Genomic DNA, 17131 nt, shown 5'->3' with positions numbered 1-17131 from the left:
CACGACTGGGCTACGGAGTAAACTGGCATTCTACTCGCTGTGCAAAGCCGCATAAATCGACTCGGCTAGCTTTTTGCTGATCCCCGGCGCCTTGGCGATTTCATCGATGCTGGCCCGAGAAAGCTCCTGAAGCCCTCCAAAATACTTGAGCAGTTCGCGCCGGCGCTTCGGCCCCACCCCGACGACCTCTTCCAGACTGGAAGTACGCCGCGTCTTGCCACGCCGCGCCCGGTGCCCGGTAATGGCAAAGCGGTGGGCCTCGTCGCGGATTTGCTGAATCAGATGCAGAGCCGGCGAATCGGCCGGCAAGGTGAATTCATGGGCTGCATCGTTCAAATAAAGGGTTTCCAGGCCGGGCTTACGGGTGACACCCTTGGCCACACCGAGCAGGACTAGATCTGGCACAGCCAATTCGTGCAAAACCTCCTGCGCTATTGCCAACTGTCCTTTACCGCCATCGATCAGAAGGATGTCGGGAAGCTTTCCCTCCCCCTCCCGCAACTTGCCGAAGCGCCGGGTCAGTGCCTGCTGCATGGCTGCATAATCGTCGCCGGCAGTGACGCCTTCAATGTTGTAACGGCGATACTCCCCTTTCAGGGCGCCCTCCGGCCCGAATACCACACAGGAGGCAACGGTCGCCTCACCGCTTGAGTGACTGATATCGAAACACTCCATACGCTGAGGCAGCGCGTCTAGATCGAGGGCCTCCGCCAAGGCTTCGAAGCGAGCCGTCAGATGCTGACGATGCGCCAAACGTGCAGACAGCGCCTGTTCCGCGTTGGCAACCGCCAACTGTTGCCAACGAGCTCGAGTGGCGCGCACTCGATGCCTGATATGCAACTCGCGGTCATGTTGCTCGCCAAGAGCCGACGCGAATGCGGGGAAATCTTCATGCATGGTATTGACGATTATTTCGCCAGGCAGATCCCGCTCGGGATTGGCCAGGTAGTACTGGCCGAGAAAGGCGGCCAGAACCTCTCCGCCCCCTTCCTCGATACCCACCTGCGGGAAAAAGTTCTTGCTGCCCAATACCCGCCCTCCCCGCACACTGATCAGATGGACACAGGCACCACCGGGCTTGACCACTGCAGCCAGCACATCCACATCACCACTGCCACCCTCCATGCTCTGCTGATCCTGGACTCGGCGCAGCAGGGCGATCTGGTCTCGCAACTCGGCAGCATGCTCAAAGTCCAGATGAGCAGCCGCCCGCTCCATGGCCACCGAAAGCTCCTCGGCCAGCGCATTACTGCGCCCTTCGAGGAACATGATTGAATGGCGGATATCTTCGGCATATTCAGCCGGATCGACCAGGCCGACACAGGGGCCCTTGCAGCGCTTGATCTGATACTGCAGGCAGGGGCGAGTCCGGTTCTTGAAATAGCTATCTTCGCATTGGCGAACCAAGAAAGCCTTTTGCAGGAGACTCAGGCTTTCGCGTATGGAGCCGGCACTGGGATAAGGCCCGAAATAACGCCCCTTCTGCTGCTTCGCCCCCTGTGAATGCCGAGTCTCGGAAAGGCTCCATCGGACAGGAATACATAGGGATAAGACTTGTCATCACGCAGCAGAATATTGTACGGCGGCCGCCACTCCTTGATCAGAGTCTGCTCCAGCAGCAGTGCCTCGGTCTCGTTGGCAGTGATGGTGGTTTCGATCTGAGCTATCCGCGCTACCAGGGCGGCGGTCTTCGGCGCCAGCCCCGTGGTGCGGAAATAACTGGATAGCCGCTTCTTTAGGTTCTTGGCTTTGCCGATGTAGAGCAGCTTCCCTTCCGCATCCAGCATCCGATAAACACCGGGATGACTGCTGCAATGAGCTAGAAAGGCGGTACTGTCGAAAAGCTGCTCCATCAACTGGATGCGTCAACCATGCCATGGCGAACTGCCAGCAACGCCAACTCCACGTCGCTGGTGATGGAAAGCTTCTCGAAAATACGATAACGATAGGTGTTTACAGTCTTCGGCGAGAGACAGAGCTTGTCCGAGATGCTCTGCACTTTCTCACAGTTGGCGATCATTAAGGCAATCTGGATTTCCCGCTCGGAAAGCAGATCGAAGGGAGAGCCGCCCTGCTGCGGCTGGAAAGACTTCAAGGCCAGTTGTTGGGCAATCTGCGGGCTGATATAGCGCTGTCCGGCAAAAACCTGGCGAATGGCTTGGATCATCTCGTCGAGCGCCGCCCCCTTGGTCAGGTAGCCAGCCGCTCCAGCCTGCATGAGACGCGTGGGAAGGGATCTTCCTCACAGACGGTCACCGCTATTACCTTGATATCTGGATTGCTGCGCTGCAGCTTGCGGGTCGCTTCAAGGCCGCCGATGCCCGGCATCTTGACGTCCATCAGGATCACATCTGGCTTGAGATCGCGCGCCTTCCTCAGGGCTTCTTCGCCAGAGCTTCCCTGTCCGACCACCTGCAGACCGTCGATATCGGCCAGCATCCGGGTGATGCCAGCTCGAACCAGATCGTGATCATCGACCACAAGCACCCTAATCAACGGACACCTCGTTTCGTGTCAGTACGGACCGCGCGCGACCTGCCTGGACAAAATTCAGCCGTAGCCAAACCTTCAGAGTGATCGACCAGTCACTTGCCAAGCGGACAAAGCCAGTCGACTCGACCAGAAGGTGGCGGAGGCGGTGAGATTCGAACTCACGGAAGAGTTTCCCCTTCGGCGGTTTTCAAGACCGCTGCCTTAAACCACTCGGCCACACCTCCGCATAAGTGCGGACGGCAATTTTTACCGGATCGATCCCGACTGTCAAACGGTTGTTTTGAAAACGCTCCGAGATAACTGGGCAATAAATATGAAATCTCAGGCATTTTCATATGGTGTATAGCAAAGGCTCCATCACACGCCTGCGAAGGAGAACTTCGCCGAGCGATTATGCTAAGTTTCTGAGTCTCATCCGGCTTGAGAGTCGTCTGAATGTTCGCTCGCATCCTGTGCTCCACCCTTCTCGCCTTCGCTTGCAGCTTGGTGTTTGCCGCCAGCTATCAGATCGGGGAGTTACAGATCAATGCCCCCTGGGCCCGAGCACTGCCACCCAACGCGCCGGCCGGTGCCGTCTATTTCAACCTGAAGAACAACAGCCCGACAGAGGACGACCGCCTGATCGGTGCTGCAACTCCGAGCGCCGCGAGAGCCGAGTTGCATACCCATATCAGAATGGGTGAGCTCATGCGTATGCAGCGAGTCGACTCGCTCGCCATTCCGGCTGGCACGGAGGTGAAATTCTCCCCGAACGGACATCACATCATGCTCCTCAACCTGAAGGGGCCGCTGGCAGCCGGCGGACGCTTTCCACTGACCCTGGAGTTCGAGAAGGCCGGCAAGATAACCATCGAGGTCGAAGTCCTCAATGATGCTCCCGCCAGCGAAGAGCATGAACACCACCGCGGGTAAATCCAAGTACCTCGGCAGTTATCGCCGTTATCAGCGATCCACAGCGGTGCGCATAGTGACGAACTCCTCCGCCGCCGTCGGATGGATGCCCAGCGTCTCATCGAACACCTGCTTGGTCGCTCCGGCCTTGAGTGCCACGGCAAGCCCTTGAAGGATCTCACCAGCTTCCGGACCGACCATGTGGCAGCCCAGCACTCGGTCTGAAGCGGCATCCACCACCAGCTTCATCAGACAGCGTTCCTGGCTGTCGGTCATGGTCAGTTTCATTGGACGAAAGCGGCTTTCGAAGATTTTCACCGAATATCCCGCCTCGCGCGCCTGCTCTTCGGTCAGGCCCACGGTGCCGATATTCGGCAAGCTGAACACCGCGGTGGGAATCAGGCGGTAGTCGACCGGACGGTACTGCTCTGGTTTGAACAACCGACGAGCGACTGCCATACCTTCGGCCAAGGCCACCGGCGTAAGCTGTATGTTGCCGGTGATGTCGCCGATGGCCAGGATGGAGGGCACACTACTGCGGTACTCCTCATCGATCCGGATGTAGCCCCGCTCATCCAGTTCGATTTTGACACTCTCCAGTCCCAGATCGTCCAGCATGGGCCGGCGTCCGGTCGCATAAAAGATGCAGTCGGCCTCCAGACTACGCCCATCCCGCAGAGTGGCCAGCAAGCTGCCATCGGCCTGACGATCGATACGGGCGATATCGGTATTGAATTGCAGATCGATCCCCTTCTTGAGCATTTCATCACGCAAGTGCTCGCGAATGGCCCCGTCGAAACCGCGCAGGAACAAATCGCGGCGATACAACAAGCTGGTTTTCGCTCCCAGTCCATGAAAAATGGAGGCGAACTCCACCGCGATATAGCCCCCCCCACGACCAGCACCCGCTCCGGTAATGCCGGCAGATGAAAGGCCTGGTTGGAAGTAATGGCATGCTCCCGTCCGGGAATGTCCGGCACCACGGGCCAACCACCGGCGGCGATGAGGATATGTTCGGCGCTGTAGCGCTGCCCGCTCACCTCCACACCGTGCGCATCGGTCAGCCGTGCATGTCCTTCCAGCAGAGTGACGCCGCTGCTCACCAACAGTCGGCGATAGAGGTCGTTCAGGCGCTGAATTTCACGGTCCTTATTGGAGACCAGAGCAGCCCAGTCGAATTGCGTCTCGCCCGGGCTCCAACCATAGCCGCGCGCCTGCTCGAAGTCCTCGGCATAGTGAGCCCCATAGACCAGGAGCTTCTTCGGTACGCAACCGACATTGACGCAGGTACCGCCCAGATAGCGGCTCTCGGCCACCGCCACGCGGGCGCCGAAGCCGGCCGCGAACCGGGCCGCCCGTACTCCACCGGAGCCGGCACCGATGACAAATAGATCGAAGTCGTACGCCATGCATCGTTCTCCCTTCAACGGACTGGCAGAATACCCCATGTGCCGGATGCCCGGCCGCCTTGTCCCGGATCAGGAGGAGATCAGCATGCGTCCCACGCTCACTCACCTCGCTCTGCACGTCCCGGATCTCGACGCCTGCGTGGAGTTCTATCGCCGCTTCTGCGGCATGCAAATATTCCACGAGCGCCCCGGCAAGGGTGCGCGCATCGTCTGGATGGCCGAGCCCGGCCGCGAGCATGAGTTCGTCTTCGTACTGATGCTGGGCGGCCACCTGCGCCACTTGGCGGCAGACGACTACAGCCATTTCGGCTTCGCCCTGGAAAGCCGCGAGCAGGTCGATGCCGTCGCAGCCGATGCCCAGGCCGCCGACTGCCTGATCTGGGCACCGCGCGATGAGCCCTATCCGGTCGGCTATTACTGTGGTCTGCGCGATCCTGCCGGCAACTATGTCGAATTCAGCTACGGCCAGCCGCTGGGACCGGGATCGGAACACATGCCGCAGGTCTGAGCAGGAAGGCCACCTGCAGGTGGCCCTTCTGCCATAACCTCAAGGCTCAATAGGCCTTGCCGAGCTTGTACAGGTTCTCGAAGCAGAAATTGGTGGCGTCGATGTAACCTTCGGCGCCGCCGCAGTCGAAACGCCTGCCTTTGAACTTGTAGGCCATCACGCAACCGTCTTTGGCCTGTTTCATCAGCGCGTCGGTGATCTGGATCTCGCCCCCCTTGCCCGGCTCGGTCTGCTCGATGAGATCGAAGATATCCGGCGTCAGGATGTAGCGGCCGATGATCGCCAGGTTCGAAGGTGCGTCTTCCGGCTTGGGCTTTTCCACCATGGCGCTGACCCGGTAGATGTCGTCGCGAATCATCTCGCCGGCGATGACGCCATATTTAGAGGTCTCTTCCGGCGGTACTTCCTGGATCGCCACGATCGAGCAGCGGAACTGATTGTACAGCTTGACCATCTGGGTCAGCACGCCGTCGCCTTCGAGGTTGATGCAGAGGTCGTCGGCCAGTACCACGGCGAAGGGTTCGTCGCCGATCAGCGGACGTCCGCAGAGGATCGCGTGGCCGAGGCCCTTCATCTCGATCTGGCGGGTATAGGAGAAGGTGCAGGAGTCGATCAGCCGGCGAATGCCGATCAGGTACTTTTCCTTGTCGGTATCGCGGATCTGATGTTCGAGCTCATAGCTGATGTCGAAGTGGTCTTCCAGTGCACGCTTGCCGCGGCCGGTAACCATCGCGATCTGCGTCAGACCGGCATCCAGCGCTTCTTCGACGCCATACTGGATCAGCGGCTTGTTGACGATGGGCAGCATTTCCTTGGGCATGGCCTTGGTAGCAGGCAGGAAGCGGGTGCCGTAACCGGCGGCGGGAAACAGGCATTTCTTGATCATGGGAGTCCTTAAGAACGAATGGCGGCAAATCTGATCGGGCGTCCGGAGTAGCCCAGCGCCACACCCGCTATCCTACCGGAGAGGCGTGCACGCGCGCATGACAGACACCATAGGAATCAAGACCATACGGATGGGCCGGGGTTCGCCGGTCCGCTGGAGACGGTAGCTGGAGCCCGCAGGGTTTGATTAACATATGACGAAATTTGGCAACGATCACGACGGATTCCCCATGGAAAGCAAGACAGCACGTCTCACCGTACTCATCGATCCGGTCAAGAAGAAAGCCTTCGAAGAACTGTGCGCCGCCCAGGACCAGACGCCATCCCAAGTTGTCCGTCAGCTGATCCGCGACTACTTGGAAGCCCACGGCATCAGCTACGCCACGCAGAGCCGCGTCCCCGCCGTCAGGAAACCGTGACTCCCGCCCTCTCCGCACTGGCGGACAGTGCCTCGACGAAGCTCGTGTGATAATTCTGGGCACCGATCAACTCCAGTATTCCCGCCCGCTCCAGCTTGCCCTGCACCCGCGGACTCGCCTCGCAGAGCTTGACCCGTATTCTGCGCCTGCCCAACTGCTGGATGACCGCCTCCAGCGTTTGCAGACCGGTGATATCCATGAAGGGCACCCGTTTCAGACGAATGATCAGCAGATGCGGATCGGTATGGGTGCTGGCCAGAGTCCGCTCAAAAGTCTCTGCCGCCCCGAAAAACAGGGGCCCCTCCACGGTGTAGACCAGTACCCCTTTGGGTAAATGGCTCTGACCATTATTGAGCAGCTCCGGCTCCAACTCCGGCTCGAACTGCTGCTGCACCGCCACCGAGGACGCCATACGGCGCATGAACTGCAGCATGGCCAGAATCATGCCGATGTTCACTGCGATCACCAGATCGGTGAACACCGTCAGCCCGAAGGTGATCAGCAGAATGCCTGCGTCCGCCCGCGGTGCCCGCTTCAGCATGCGCCTGAAGTGTTTCAGTTCGCTCATGTTCCAGGCCACCACGAAGAGGATGGCGGCCAGGGCGGCCAGCGGAATGTTCGCCGCCAGCGGCGCCAGGAACAGCAAGATCAGCACCAGGGTGATCGCATGGATGATGCCGGCCAGCGGGCTGTTGCCGCCGTTGCGGATATTGGTCGCGGTGCGGGCGATCGCCCCGGTCGCGGCGAAACCGCCGAACAGCGGCGCGGCCAGGTTGGCGATGCCCTGGCCGATCAGCTCCTGGTTGGAGTCATGCTTGGTGCCGCCCATACCGTCGGCGACCACTGCCGAGAGCAGCGACTCGATGGCGCCGAGCATGGCAATGGCGAAAGCCGGACCGAGCAGGTCGATGAGCCGTGTCAGGCTGATCTCCGGCAGCCCCAGCTGCGGCAGCCCCTGGGGAATGCCGCCGAAGGCGCTACCGATGGTGGCCACACCGTCGAAATGAAAAAACGATTGGATCAGGGTGGCAACGATCATCGCGATCAAGGGCCCGGGAATGCGCCGCAGCGCCTGCAGGCGTGGCGCGAAGATGACCAGCGCCAGACTGAGCAAAGCCAGCAGCGTGGTCGGCAGGTGCAGCTGCGGCAGCGACTGCAGCAGATGCCAGAGCTTCTCGTGGAAATGCGCGCCCGTCGCTGCCGGCAGGCCGAAGAAGTCTTTCCACTGACTGACCCAGATGATCACCCCGATACCGGCCGTGAAGCCGACGATGACCGGATCGGGGATGTATTTGATGACCGAGCCCAGACGACTGACGCCGAGCAGCAGAAGGATACCGCCGGCCATCAGGGTCGCGATCTGCAGACCATCGACCCCGTGTTCGGCGGTCACACCGGCCAGGATGACGATGAAGGCGCCGGTCGGACCGGCGATCTGCAGCCGGCTGCCACCGAACAGGGAAACCAGCAGGCCGCCGACGATGGCGGTGTAGATGCCCTGCTCCGGCTTCACTCCGGAGGCGATGGCGAAGGCCATGGCCAGCGGCAGCGCCACGACGCCGACGATGACCCCGGCCACCAGATTGCGCAGCCAGTGCTCCCGCCGCAGCAGGCCGGCCTGCCAAGCCTCACGAATTGCGATCATCAATAGTCCTCCCGAAGCCGGAACATGTGCGTGATATTAACATGTGATGATAATGGTAAAGTCCCCGGCGCACTCCCCTCGGCTCGTCCGGAGAAACCATGAAACGCCAGGATGTCGAAACCCTGCAGGCCGAAGGCAAGACCTTCGCCACCCACCTGATCCGCAATCCGGCCCGCAGCGGGGAATGGATCGCGTTCTTCCAGCTGAGCACGGGACGCAGTTTCTTCCTGGTCGACGAGCACGACGAAGTCGAGTCCTTTCCGCAGCTGGATGGACTTATCGAAGTCTTGCAGAGGCTCGGCATCAAGCTGGCGGAAATCCATTTCTGAACCACACTTTTCTCGTTGCAGCACGCATCGCCCCACCCTCGTGGTCATGAGGATTGTGGGGGCGCAATCATTCGATCAACGGTCAAGGTCTATTCGCCGATTGGCGTCCACACTTCATGAATGGCGAGTCGCTGACGCTCGCCAGGCAGTCATGGCTCCGAGAAGGCCTGACGAACGTCTCCAGTAGGCGCGCGCTCGGAAACGACTGAAGGAAGGTCACTGCACCAGGAGGGCTGCTCTGGCCGCATGTTTCTAACAATTAATCGATGACTGCGGACCTCAGCGGGCCTTTCGGACACCTCTTTTGCCAGAAAGAGGACCGGAAGATCCGGCAAGGAAGATTTGATTGGAGGATGACCATGAGTAATGCCGCTGTACAGGCTCAGCGTATCGAACGTCGGGATCAGCCCCTGCAGGTCGGAACGAACCGGCCCACTCCGCAGATCCGCACCGTCCAGGAAAACGAAAACAAGAAAAAGATCCTCTTCGTCACCTCCGAACTCACCGACCTGATCAAGACCGGCGGACTGGGCGACGTCTCCGCCGCCCTGCCTCGTGCGCTGCGCGCTCATCACGATGTCCGCGTGCTGCTGCCCGGCTACCGCCAGGTCATGCAGAGCGGCCATCCCATCCGCCTGGTCGGCACCCTGGCTGGCCATGCCGCCCTGCCGCGCTGCCGGATCGGCCGCCTCGACCTGGAGGACGGACTGATCGTCTATGTCCTCATCAGCCCCGAACTCTACGAGCGCGAGGGCACGCCCTACGGCGACGAGCGCAACCAGGACTGGCCGGACAACCACATCCGCTTCGCCCGCCTGGGTCTCGCCGCGGCCGACTTCGCCGCCGGCGAGGCCAGTGTCAGCTGGCGCCCCGACCTGATCCACGCCCACGACTGGCCAGCGGGACTCGCGCCAGCCTACCTGCGCTGGCGCGGACAGAACACACCCAGCGTGTTCACCATCCACAACCTCGCCTACCAGGGCCTGTGGCGGCCGGAATGCCGCGCGGAACTGGCCATTCCGGACGAGGCGCTGCGGATGGAGCGCATGGAGTTCCACGGGCAACTGTCCTTCCTCAAGGCCGGTATCGCCTACGCCGACCGCATCACCACGGTGAGCGCCACCTACGCCCGGGAAATCACCACCCCGGACTTCGGCTGCGGCCTGGATGGCTTTCTGCGGGAAAAGGCCGAGCACGGCCTGCTGAGCGGCATTCCCAACGGCATCGACGAAAGCTGGGAACCGCAAACCGATGAGCATCTGCTGCGCAACTTCGGCATCAACGACTGGGAAGGCAAGGCCGTGCATGCCGAGCACGTGCGTCGCCAGTTCGCCCTCGTCCCCTCCAGCGGCCCGCTGTTCGTGGTGGTTTCCCGGCTGGTCCAGCAGAAGGGGCTGGACCTGACCCATGCGCTCGCCGAAACCCTGGTCGCGCACGGCGGGCAACTGGCCGTGCTGGGACGCGGCGAGCCGCAGGTGGAAGACAGCATGCGGCAACTGGCCGAGCGCTTTCCCGGCCATGTGGGGGTGAACATCGGCTTCGAAGAGGTCATCGCGCGGCGCATGTTCGCCGGGGCCGACTTCCTGCTGATGCCTTCGCGCTACGAGCCTTGCGGCCTCAGCCAGCTGTATGCCCAGCGCTTCGGCTCGCTGCCCGTCGCGCGCAAGACCGGCGGCCTTGCCGACACCATCGAGGACGGCGTGACCGGCTTCCTCTTCGAAGAGGCCAGCCTGGAGAGCTACCGCGAAGCCGTGCTGCGCGCCTTCCGGGTGTTCGCCACACCGCCGCTCCTCCATGCCATGCGTTGCCGCGCCATGGCCGTGCCCTGCTTCTGGCGGCAGACCATAGACCCCTATCTGCATCTCTACCGGCAAGTACTGGAATGCCGGCATGGCGAGGCATGAACGGAGACCCTACCCATGTCCACTCCCAGCTATAACCGACGTTTCGGAGCCCATCTGCTCGACGGGCGAAACACCCGCTTCGCCCTCTGGGCCCCCGACGCCGAGCGCGTCGACCTGGAAATCCTCACCAGCACCCGGTTGCCCATGCGCAAGGAACAGAGCGGCTGGTTCGTGCTCGATGCCCCTTGCGGCGCCGGCACCCAGTACCGCTTCCGGATCGACGACGAAATCAGCGTTCCGGACCCGGCCTCACGCTCCCAGGTCGTCGGCCTGCACGGCCCGAGCATGGTGGTCGATCCCCAGTCCTACCACTGGCACCATCCCCAGTGGCGCGGCCGGCCCTGGCACGAAACGGTGATCTACGAACTGCACGCCGGCCTGCTCGGCGGCTTCCACGGCGTAGAGGCGCAACTGGCTGAACTGGCCGAACTCGGCGTCACCGCGATCGAACTGATGCCCATCGGCGAGTTCCCCGGCACCCGCAACTGGGGCTACGACGGCGCACTGCCCTTCGCCCGGAATCCGTCTACGGCTCGCCCGACGATCTCAAGCACCTGATCGACACCGCCCACGGCCATGGCCTGATGGTCTTCCTGGACGTCGTCTACAACCATTTCGGCCCGGACGGCAACCATCTCGGCCGTTACGCCAAGGCCTTCTTCCGCCATGACGAACAGACCCCCTGGGGCGATGCCATCGATTTTCGCCATCAGGAAGTACGCGACTTCTTCATCGAGAACGCCCTGATGTGGCTGCAGGAATACCGCTTCGACGGCCTGCGCCTGGATGCCGTGCACGCCATCAGCGAACGCGACTTCCTCACCGAACTGGCGCAGCGGGTGCATGCTGCGGTCGAGCCCGGCCGCCATGTGCACCTGATGCTGGAGAACGAGAAGAACCAGGCCAGCCTGCTCGGCGAAGGCTATGTGGCGCAGTGGAACGACGACGGCCACAACGTGCTGCACACCCTGCTCACCGGCGAGCAGCAGGGCTACTACGCGGACTACTGCCAGGGGGCGGCGGAAAAGCTCGCCCTCTGCCTGAGCGAAGGTCTGGTCTTCCAGGGCCAGATCGCCCGTCAGGGGCAGTCGGAACCCTGTGGCGAGCCCAGCGCGCACCTGCCGCCCAGCGCCTTCATCCTGTTCCTGCAGAACCACGACCAGGTCGGCAACCGCGCCTTCGGCGAACGCCTGGTCAGCCTCGCCAACGCCGATGCCCTGCGCGCGGCCACCGCCCTGCTGCTGCTCTCACCGATGGTGCCCCTATTGTTCATGGGCGAGGAATGGGGCACGCACCGTCCCTTCCTGTACTTCACCTGCCACCAGAGCCCGGAACTGGCCGAGGCGGTGCGGGAAGGCCGGCGCCGGGAGTTCTGCCGGTTCGAGCCGTTCCACGACATGTCCCTCTGCGAGCGGATTCCCGACCCCAACGACGAAAAGACCTTCACTTCCTCGCAACCGGACTTCCAATGCTGCCTCGATCCCAAGCATGGCGAGTGGCGGGCCCTCTACCACCACCTGCTGGGTCTGCGCCGCCGCGAGATCGTCCCGCGCCTGCCGGGCAGCCGGCCCTGGGCGCCGACGTGCTGGGCGAGGCCGCCGTGGTGGCGCGTTGGCGCCTGGGCGACAGCAGCCTCCTGCGCATCGAACTGAACCTCGGCGACCAGGCCGTACCGGTACTGGATTCCCACAAGCACGGCCGGCTGCTGTTCGCCAGCCAGGACATGGAAGAGTTTCACGAGCATCAGGGCAAGCTTCCTCCCGAATGGCCCGTGTCTACCTGGTAACACCGGATGAGCAACGATGAGCGCCTCAACACCCTGGCTGCCGCCGCCGGGGTAGCGACCGACTGGGTCGACGCCAACGGACAGCCGCAGAAAGTCCGGCCGGAGGTCCTGCGGCAGATACTGGCCGGGCTGGACCTTCCGGCCGACAACGACAGCCAGATCGAGGACAGCCTCGTCCGCCTGCGACAGGCGGGCGGCGAGTTGCCCCCGCTGCTCACCCTGGAGCAGCACCAGCCCCTCGACCTGTCTGCCTATTTCGCCCCGGGCAGCGCCTTCGAGCTGATTCTGGAGGACGGGCAGCGCCAGTCCGGACGGCTCGACGCACACGCTCGCCTGCCGGCCTCCGCGCAGCCCGGCTACCACCAGCTGGCGATCGGCGAGCAGCGGATCACCCTGGCCGTCGCCCCCTCGCGCTGCATCGGGGTGGACGAACTGAGCGCCAGCCAGCCGTCACGCCTGTGGGGGCTCGCCGTCCAGCTCTATGCCCTGCGCCGTCCGGGCGACGGCGGCATCGGCGATACCCAGGCCCTGGAAACCCTGGTGCACCAGGCCGCCCGGCTCGGCGCCGCCGGCATCGCCATCAGCCCGCTGCATGCCATGTTCAGCGCCGACACCCACCGCTTCAGCCCCTACTCGCCATCCAGCCGGCTGTTCTACAACGTCCTGCACAGCGCCCCCGGCTGCATCCTCGGCGAGCGCGAAGTACGCACTGCACTCGAAGCCGTCGGACTGACCCATGAGTGGCAACGCCTGGAGCAGCTCGAACTGATCGACTGGCCGGCGGCCGCCGACGCCAAGCTGCGCCTGTTGCGCGCGCTGCATGCCGAATTCCGCCACGGCGGCAACCCCCTGGAGCAGGATCTCGCCAGCTTCCGGCGCAACGGCGGCGAAGCGCTGGAGAACCACTGCCGCTTCGAGGCGCTGCACGCCTACCACGTCCGCCACCACGGCCTGTACGACTGGCGCCAGTGGGATCCGGCCCTGCGCTGCCCGGGCAGCGCCGCCGTGGCCGGCTTCGCCCGCGAATACGCCGACGAGATCACCTTCCACGTCTTCGCCCAGTGGCTGATCGCCCGCGGCCTGGAGCGCACCCAGAACGCCGCGCGCAGCGCCGGCATGCCGATCGGCCTGATCGCCGATCTGGCGGTGGGCGCCGACGGCGGCGGCAGCCAGGCCTGGAGCCGCCAGGCCGAACTGCTGTCGACGCTGACCGTCGGCGCGCCGCCGGACGCCCTCAACCGCTCCGGGCAAAGCTGGGGCGTGTCCGCCTTCTCGCCCTGGGGCCTGCGCCAGCACGGCTTCCATGCCTACATCGAGATGCTCCGCGCCAACCTGGCCCACGCCGGCGGCATCCGCATCGACCATGTGATGGGACTCAGGCGCCTGTGGGTGATCCCGCCGGGCGGCGAACAGCGCGACGGCGCCTACCTGCACTACCCGCAGGAAGACCTGATGCGCCTGCTGGCGCTGGAGTCCTGGCGGCACCGCGCCGTGGTTCTCGGCGAAGACCTCGGCACCGTTCCGGAAGGCTTTCGCCCGATGCTGGCCGAGCGCGGCATCCTCGGCATGCGCGTGCTGCTCTTCGAACAGGATGCCGCGGGGCGCTTTCCGCCGCCGCGACACTGGCCGGACAACGCCCTGGCGACCAGCACCACCCACGACCTGCCGCCTTTGGCCGGCTGGTGGCAGGAGCGCGACATCGACTGGCGCGAGCGCCTGCAGCTGGCCGACGCCGCAGCCACCGAGGCCGCCCGGGAAACCCGCCGGCGCGAGCGCCAGTCCCTGCGCGAGACCCTCGCCGAAAACGGCGGGCCGGCCCTCGACGCGCCGCTGGACCACGACAGCCTGATCGATGCCTGCGTGAGCTTTCTCGGCGAGACGCCGGCGCCTCTGGTCCTGCTACCCATGGAGGACGCCCTGGGGCTCGACGAGCAGGCCAACCTGCCCGGCACCATCGACGGTCATCCCAATTGGCGGCGCCGCCTGCCAGGCGAAACCGAAGCGCTGCTCGACGGTGCGGCCGCGGCGCGACGCCTGCATCTGTTGGCGAAAGCCCGCGAGGCGTCGCACAGGAGAGGTTGAATGTGCGAACTGCGCGCCACGCTACGCCTGCAATTCCACCGGGGTTTCACCCTCGACGACGCCGTGCCGCTGGTCGACTACTTCGCCGACCTCGGCATCAGCCATCTGTACGCCTCGCCGCTGCTCACCGCGCGCCCCGGCTCGCTGCACGGCTACGACGTCATCGACCCGACGCGGATCAACCCCGAGCTGGGCGGCGAGCCGGCCCTGCGGCGCCTGGTCGATGCCCTGCGTGGGCGCGGCATGGGGCTGATCCTGGACATCGTCTCCAACCACATGGCGGTCGGCGGCGCCGGCAATCCCTGGTGGCTGGACGTGCTGGAATGGGGCCGACGCAGTCCCTACGCCGGCTTCTTCGACATCCAGTGGAACTCCCCCGACCCGCTGCTCGAAGGCCAGTTGCTGGTACCCTTCCTGCGCAGCGACTACGGCGAGGTCCTGCAGGCCGGTGAAATCCCCCTGCAGTTCGATGCCCAGACCGGCACCTTCCACGCCAGCCATTACGAGCACCGCTTTCCCATCGGCCCGCCCAGCTACGGCAACCTGCTGCGCGCCACCAATGATCCGGACCTGCAGAACCTGGCGCCGCAATTCGATGCCCTGGCCGGCGAAGAAGGCTATCGCCAGGCCGCCGAACTGAAGGCCAGGCTGGCGCAACTGGCCGCCCGGCCCGATGTGCTCGCCGCCATCGAGGCCATGCTCGGCGCCTACGACGCGCGCCGGCCGGAAGGTCTGGAACGCCTGCATGCCCTATTCGAGCATCAGTTCTACCGGCTGGCCAGCTGGCGCACCGCGGCGGACGACATCAACTGGCGACGCTTTTTCGACATCAACGAGCTGGGCGGCCTGCGCGTGGAGCGCCCGCGGGTCTTCGAGGCCACCCACGCGAAGATCTTCCAGCTGCTCGAGGAAGACCTGATCGACGGCCTGCGCATCGACCACATCGACGGCCTGGCCGATCCGCGCGGCTACTGCCGCCGCCTGCGCCGGCGCCTGGAGCGACTCGGCGGCGGCCAGCAACGGCATCGGCCGATCTACGTGGAGAAGATCCTCGGCCAGGGCGAGGAGCTGCATGACGACTGGCAGGTGGACGGCACCACCGGCTACGAATTCATGAACCAGCTGTCGCTGCTGCAGCACGACCCGGCTGGCGAAGGGCCGCTGCGCATGCTCTGGCACAGCCTCAGCGGACGGCCCGCCGAGTTTCTCGAGGAGGTGCACCAGGCCCGCCAATTTGTGCTCACCGGCACCCTGGCCGGCGATTTCGAAAGCGCCGCCCAGGCGCTGCTGCAGGTGGCGCGCGGCGACCTGATGACCCGTGACATCACCCTCGGCCAGATCCGCCGGATACTGCTCGAGCTGATCGCCCACTTCCCCGTGTACCGCACCTATATCGGCGCCTGCGGGCGTTCCGAGCAGGACGAAACCTTCTTCCGTCAGGCCCTGGAGGGCGCCCGCGCCTGCCTCGGCGAAGCCGACGGGCCGCTGCTCGCCCACCTGGAGCGCTGGCTCGGCGGCGAGCCCTGGCGCTGCCTGCCCCCAGGGCCGCTGCGCAAGGTGCGCCGCCATGCCTGCGTGCGCTTCCAGCAGGTCACCGCGCCGGCGGCCGCCAAGGCGGTGGAGGACACCGCCCTCTACCGCTCGGGGGTGCTGCTCTCGCGCAACGACGTCGGCTTCGACAGCCAGCGCTTCAGCGCCCCGCCGGAGGACTTCCACGCTGCCTGCCTGCGCCGGCGCGAACGCTTCCCCGGCAACCTGCTGGCCAGCGCCACCCACGATCACAAGCGCGGCGAGGACTGCCGCGCACGGCTGGCCGTGCTCAGCGAACGCGCCGGCTGGTACGCGGAACAGGTGCAGCACTGGATGCTGCTGGCCCAGCCGCTGCGCCGAAGCCTTGACGACAACCCGGTGCCGGCCCCCGCCGATGAGCTGATGCTCTACCAGACCCTGCTCGGCAGCTGGCCGCTGGAGCTGGCTGCGGACAATGCCGAAGGCCTGCGCGCCTATGCCGGGCGCCTGCGCCAGTGGCAGGAGAAAGCCCTGCGCGAGGCCAAACTGCACAGCAGCTGGAGCGCGCCCAACGCGGCCTACGAGGAAGCCTGCCGCGGCTTTCTCGACGACCTGCTGGAAGGGCCGGAGGGCGCCCGCTTGCGCGCGGAGATCGCTGCCGCCGTCGCCCGCATCGCCCCGGCCGGCGCCCTCAACGGCCTGGCGCAGACGCTGCTGCGCATGACCGCGCCCGGCGTGCCCGATCTCTACCAGGGCACCGAGTTCTGGGATTTCAGCCTGGTCGATCCGGACAACCGCCGGCCCGTCGATTTCGCCACCCGCCGCCAGGCCCTGGCCCGTGGCGGCGAACCCGCCGAGCTGCTCGAACACTGGCGCGACGGACGCATCAAGCAGGCGCTGATCGCCCGCACCCTGGCCCTGCGCGCACGCTGCCCGGAACTGTTCGCCGCCGGCGACTACCTGCCGCTGCAGATCGTCGGCGAACACGCCGGACGGTTGCTGGCCTTTGCCCGGCGGCATGCCGGGCAATGGGCGGTAGTACTGGCGCCACGCCTGGCCAGCGGTCTGCTCGGCGAGGCGCCGCAGCCGCTGATCGAGCCGGCGCAGTGGGCGGACACCCGGCTGCGGCTCCCCACAAGGCTCGCGCTGCGCGGGCTTTTCTCGGGTGCCGCCGTCCCGGACAGCAAGGGAGAGCTGTGGGTGAGCGAGGCCCTGGCGACCTTTCCGGTCGGCCTCTTTCAAGCACATGAAGATAAATAAGACAGGGATAA

At 64.5% G+C, this 17131-nt stretch carries 9 protein-coding genes, 1 tRNA gene and 4 pseudogenes; 8 read left to right on the top strand and 6 right to left on the bottom strand.

Annotated elements, in window-relative coordinates; genetic code table 11:
* Positions 1-30: 30 nt before the first annotated feature.
* The 3 genes and pseudogenes from uvrC to Atro_RS02200 all read right to left on the bottom strand — a co-directional run bounded on the left by uvrC (position 31) and on the right by Atro_RS02200 (position 2717).
* Positions 31-1853 (bottom strand): annotated as a pseudogene (gene uvrC / locus Atro_RS02210) (excinuclease ABC subunit UvrC).
* Positions 1853-2496 (bottom strand): annotated as a pseudogene (gene gacA / locus Atro_RS02205) (response regulator transcription factor GacA). Before gacA ends, uvrC begins: the two co-directional pseudogenes overlap by 1 nt.
* 131 nt (positions 2497-2627) lie before the next feature.
* Positions 2628-2717, bottom strand: a tRNA-Ser gene (locus Atro_RS02200).
* Between the two features lie 211 nt (positions 2718-2928).
* Between Atro_RS02200 and Atro_RS02195 the strand changes: the two genes are divergently transcribed.
* Complete coding sequence (locus Atro_RS02195; RefSeq protein WP_497926241.1) at positions 2929-3405, top strand: copper chaperone PCu(A)C; 477 nt, start codon at positions 2929-2931, stop codon at positions 3403-3405.
* A gap of 30 nt (positions 3406-3435) precedes the next feature.
* On the opposite strand, the pseudogene gorA reads toward Atro_RS02195, so the two are convergent.
* Positions 3436-4793: pseudogene (gene gorA, locus Atro_RS02190) on the bottom strand (glutathione-disulfide reductase).
* Between the two features lie 85 nt (positions 4794-4878).
* Here gorA and Atro_RS02185 point away from each other — a divergent pair.
* Complete coding sequence (locus Atro_RS02185) at positions 4879-5301, top strand: VOC family protein (RefSeq protein WP_497926240.1); 423 nt, start codon at positions 4879-4881, stop codon at positions 5299-5301.
* 46 nt (positions 5302-5347) lie between these two features.
* Here the strand turns inward: Atro_RS02185 and galU are convergent, their stop codons facing one another.
* Positions 5348-6187 carry a UTP--glucose-1-phosphate uridylyltransferase GalU gene (gene galU / locus Atro_RS02180; RefSeq protein WP_497926239.1) on the bottom strand — a complete coding sequence of 280 codons (840 nt, stop codon included), beginning with the start codon at positions 6185-6187 and terminating at the stop codon, positions 5348-5350.
* 229 nt (positions 6188-6416) lie between these two features.
* Here galU and Atro_RS02175 point away from each other — a divergent pair, with 229 nt between their 5' ends.
* The gene (locus tag Atro_RS02175) at positions 6417-6605 is read left to right on the top strand and encodes a ribbon-helix-helix protein (RefSeq protein WP_497926238.1); all 189 of its coding nucleotides are present in this window, start codon (positions 6417-6419) and stop codon (positions 6603-6605) included.
* Here the strand turns inward: Atro_RS02175 and Atro_RS02170 are convergent.
* Positions 6592-8250 (bottom strand): SulP family inorganic anion transporter, encoded by a 1659-nt coding sequence (locus tag Atro_RS02170; protein ID WP_497926237.1) that lies wholly within the window; start codon positions 8248-8250, stop codon positions 6592-6594. The two genes, Atro_RS02175 and Atro_RS02170, sit on opposite strands and share 14 nt — an antisense overlap.
* Positions 8251-8348: 98 nt before the next feature.
* Between Atro_RS02170 and Atro_RS02165 the strand changes: the two genes are divergently transcribed.
* The 5 genes and pseudogenes from Atro_RS02165 to Atro_RS02145 all read left to right on the top strand — a co-directional run bounded on the left by Atro_RS02165 (position 8349) and on the right by Atro_RS02145 (position 17120).
* Positions 8349-8579: a hypothetical protein gene (locus tag Atro_RS02165; RefSeq protein WP_497926236.1), complete on the top strand. Its 231-nt coding sequence runs from the start codon at positions 8349-8351 to the stop codon at positions 8577-8579.
* 359 nt (positions 8580-8938) lie between these two features.
* Positions 8939-10483, top strand: coding sequence for a glycogen synthase GlgA (gene glgA, locus Atro_RS02160; protein WP_497926235.1), 1545 nt, complete (start codon positions 8939-8941; stop codon positions 10481-10483).
* 15 nt (positions 10484-10498) lie between these two features.
* Positions 10499-12289 (top strand): annotated as a pseudogene (gene treZ, locus Atro_RS02155) (malto-oligosyltrehalose trehalohydrolase).
* Positions 12276-14351: a 4-alpha-glucanotransferase gene (malQ, locus tag Atro_RS02150; RefSeq protein ID WP_497926234.1), complete on the top strand. Its 2076-nt coding sequence runs from the start codon at positions 12276-12278 to the stop codon at positions 14349-14351. The pseudogene treZ and the gene malQ overlap by 14 nt, the downstream one beginning before the upstream one ends.
* Positions 14352-17120, top strand: coding sequence for a malto-oligosyltrehalose synthase (locus Atro_RS02145; RefSeq protein ID WP_497926233.1), 2769 nt, complete (start codon positions 14352-14354; stop codon positions 17118-17120). It abuts the gene before it with no gap.
* Positions 17121-17131 lie beyond the last annotated feature (11 nt).

The organism is Azotobacter tropicalis, from assembly GCF_059739045.1.
This window is presented reverse-complemented; position numbering and strand designations above follow the sequence as displayed.

Bases quoted from the DNA above. Each gene is read 5' to 3' on its own strand.
- Atro_RS02195 (WP_497926241.1), top strand. From the start codon at position 2,929: ATGTTCGCTCGCATCCTGTGCTCCACCCTTCTCGCCTTCGCTTGCAGC.
- Atro_RS02185 (WP_497926240.1), top strand. From the start codon at position 4,879: ATGCGTCCCACGCTCACTCACCTCGCTCTGCACGTCCCGGATCTCGAC.
- galU (WP_497926239.1), bottom strand. From the start codon at position 6,187: ATGATCAAGAAATGCCTGTTTCCCGCCGCCGGTTACGGCACCCGCTTC.
- Atro_RS02175 (WP_497926238.1), top strand. From the start codon at position 6,417: ATGGAAAGCAAGACAGCACGTCTCACCGTACTCATCGATCCGGTCAAG.
- Atro_RS02170 (WP_497926237.1), bottom strand. From the start codon at position 8,250: ATGATCGCAATTCGTGAGGCTTGGCAGGCCGGCCTGCTGCGGCGGGAG.
- Atro_RS02165 (WP_497926236.1), top strand. From the start codon at position 8,349: ATGAAACGCCAGGATGTCGAAACCCTGCAGGCCGAAGGCAAGACCTTC.
- glgA (WP_497926235.1), top strand. From the start codon at position 8,939: ATGAGTAATGCCGCTGTACAGGCTCAGCGTATCGAACGTCGGGATCAG.
- malQ (WP_497926234.1), top strand. From the start codon at position 12,276: ATGAGCAACGATGAGCGCCTCAACACCCTGGCTGCCGCCGCCGGGGTA.
- Atro_RS02145 (WP_497926233.1), top strand. From the start codon at position 14,352: ATGTGCGAACTGCGCGCCACGCTACGCCTGCAATTCCACCGGGGTTTC.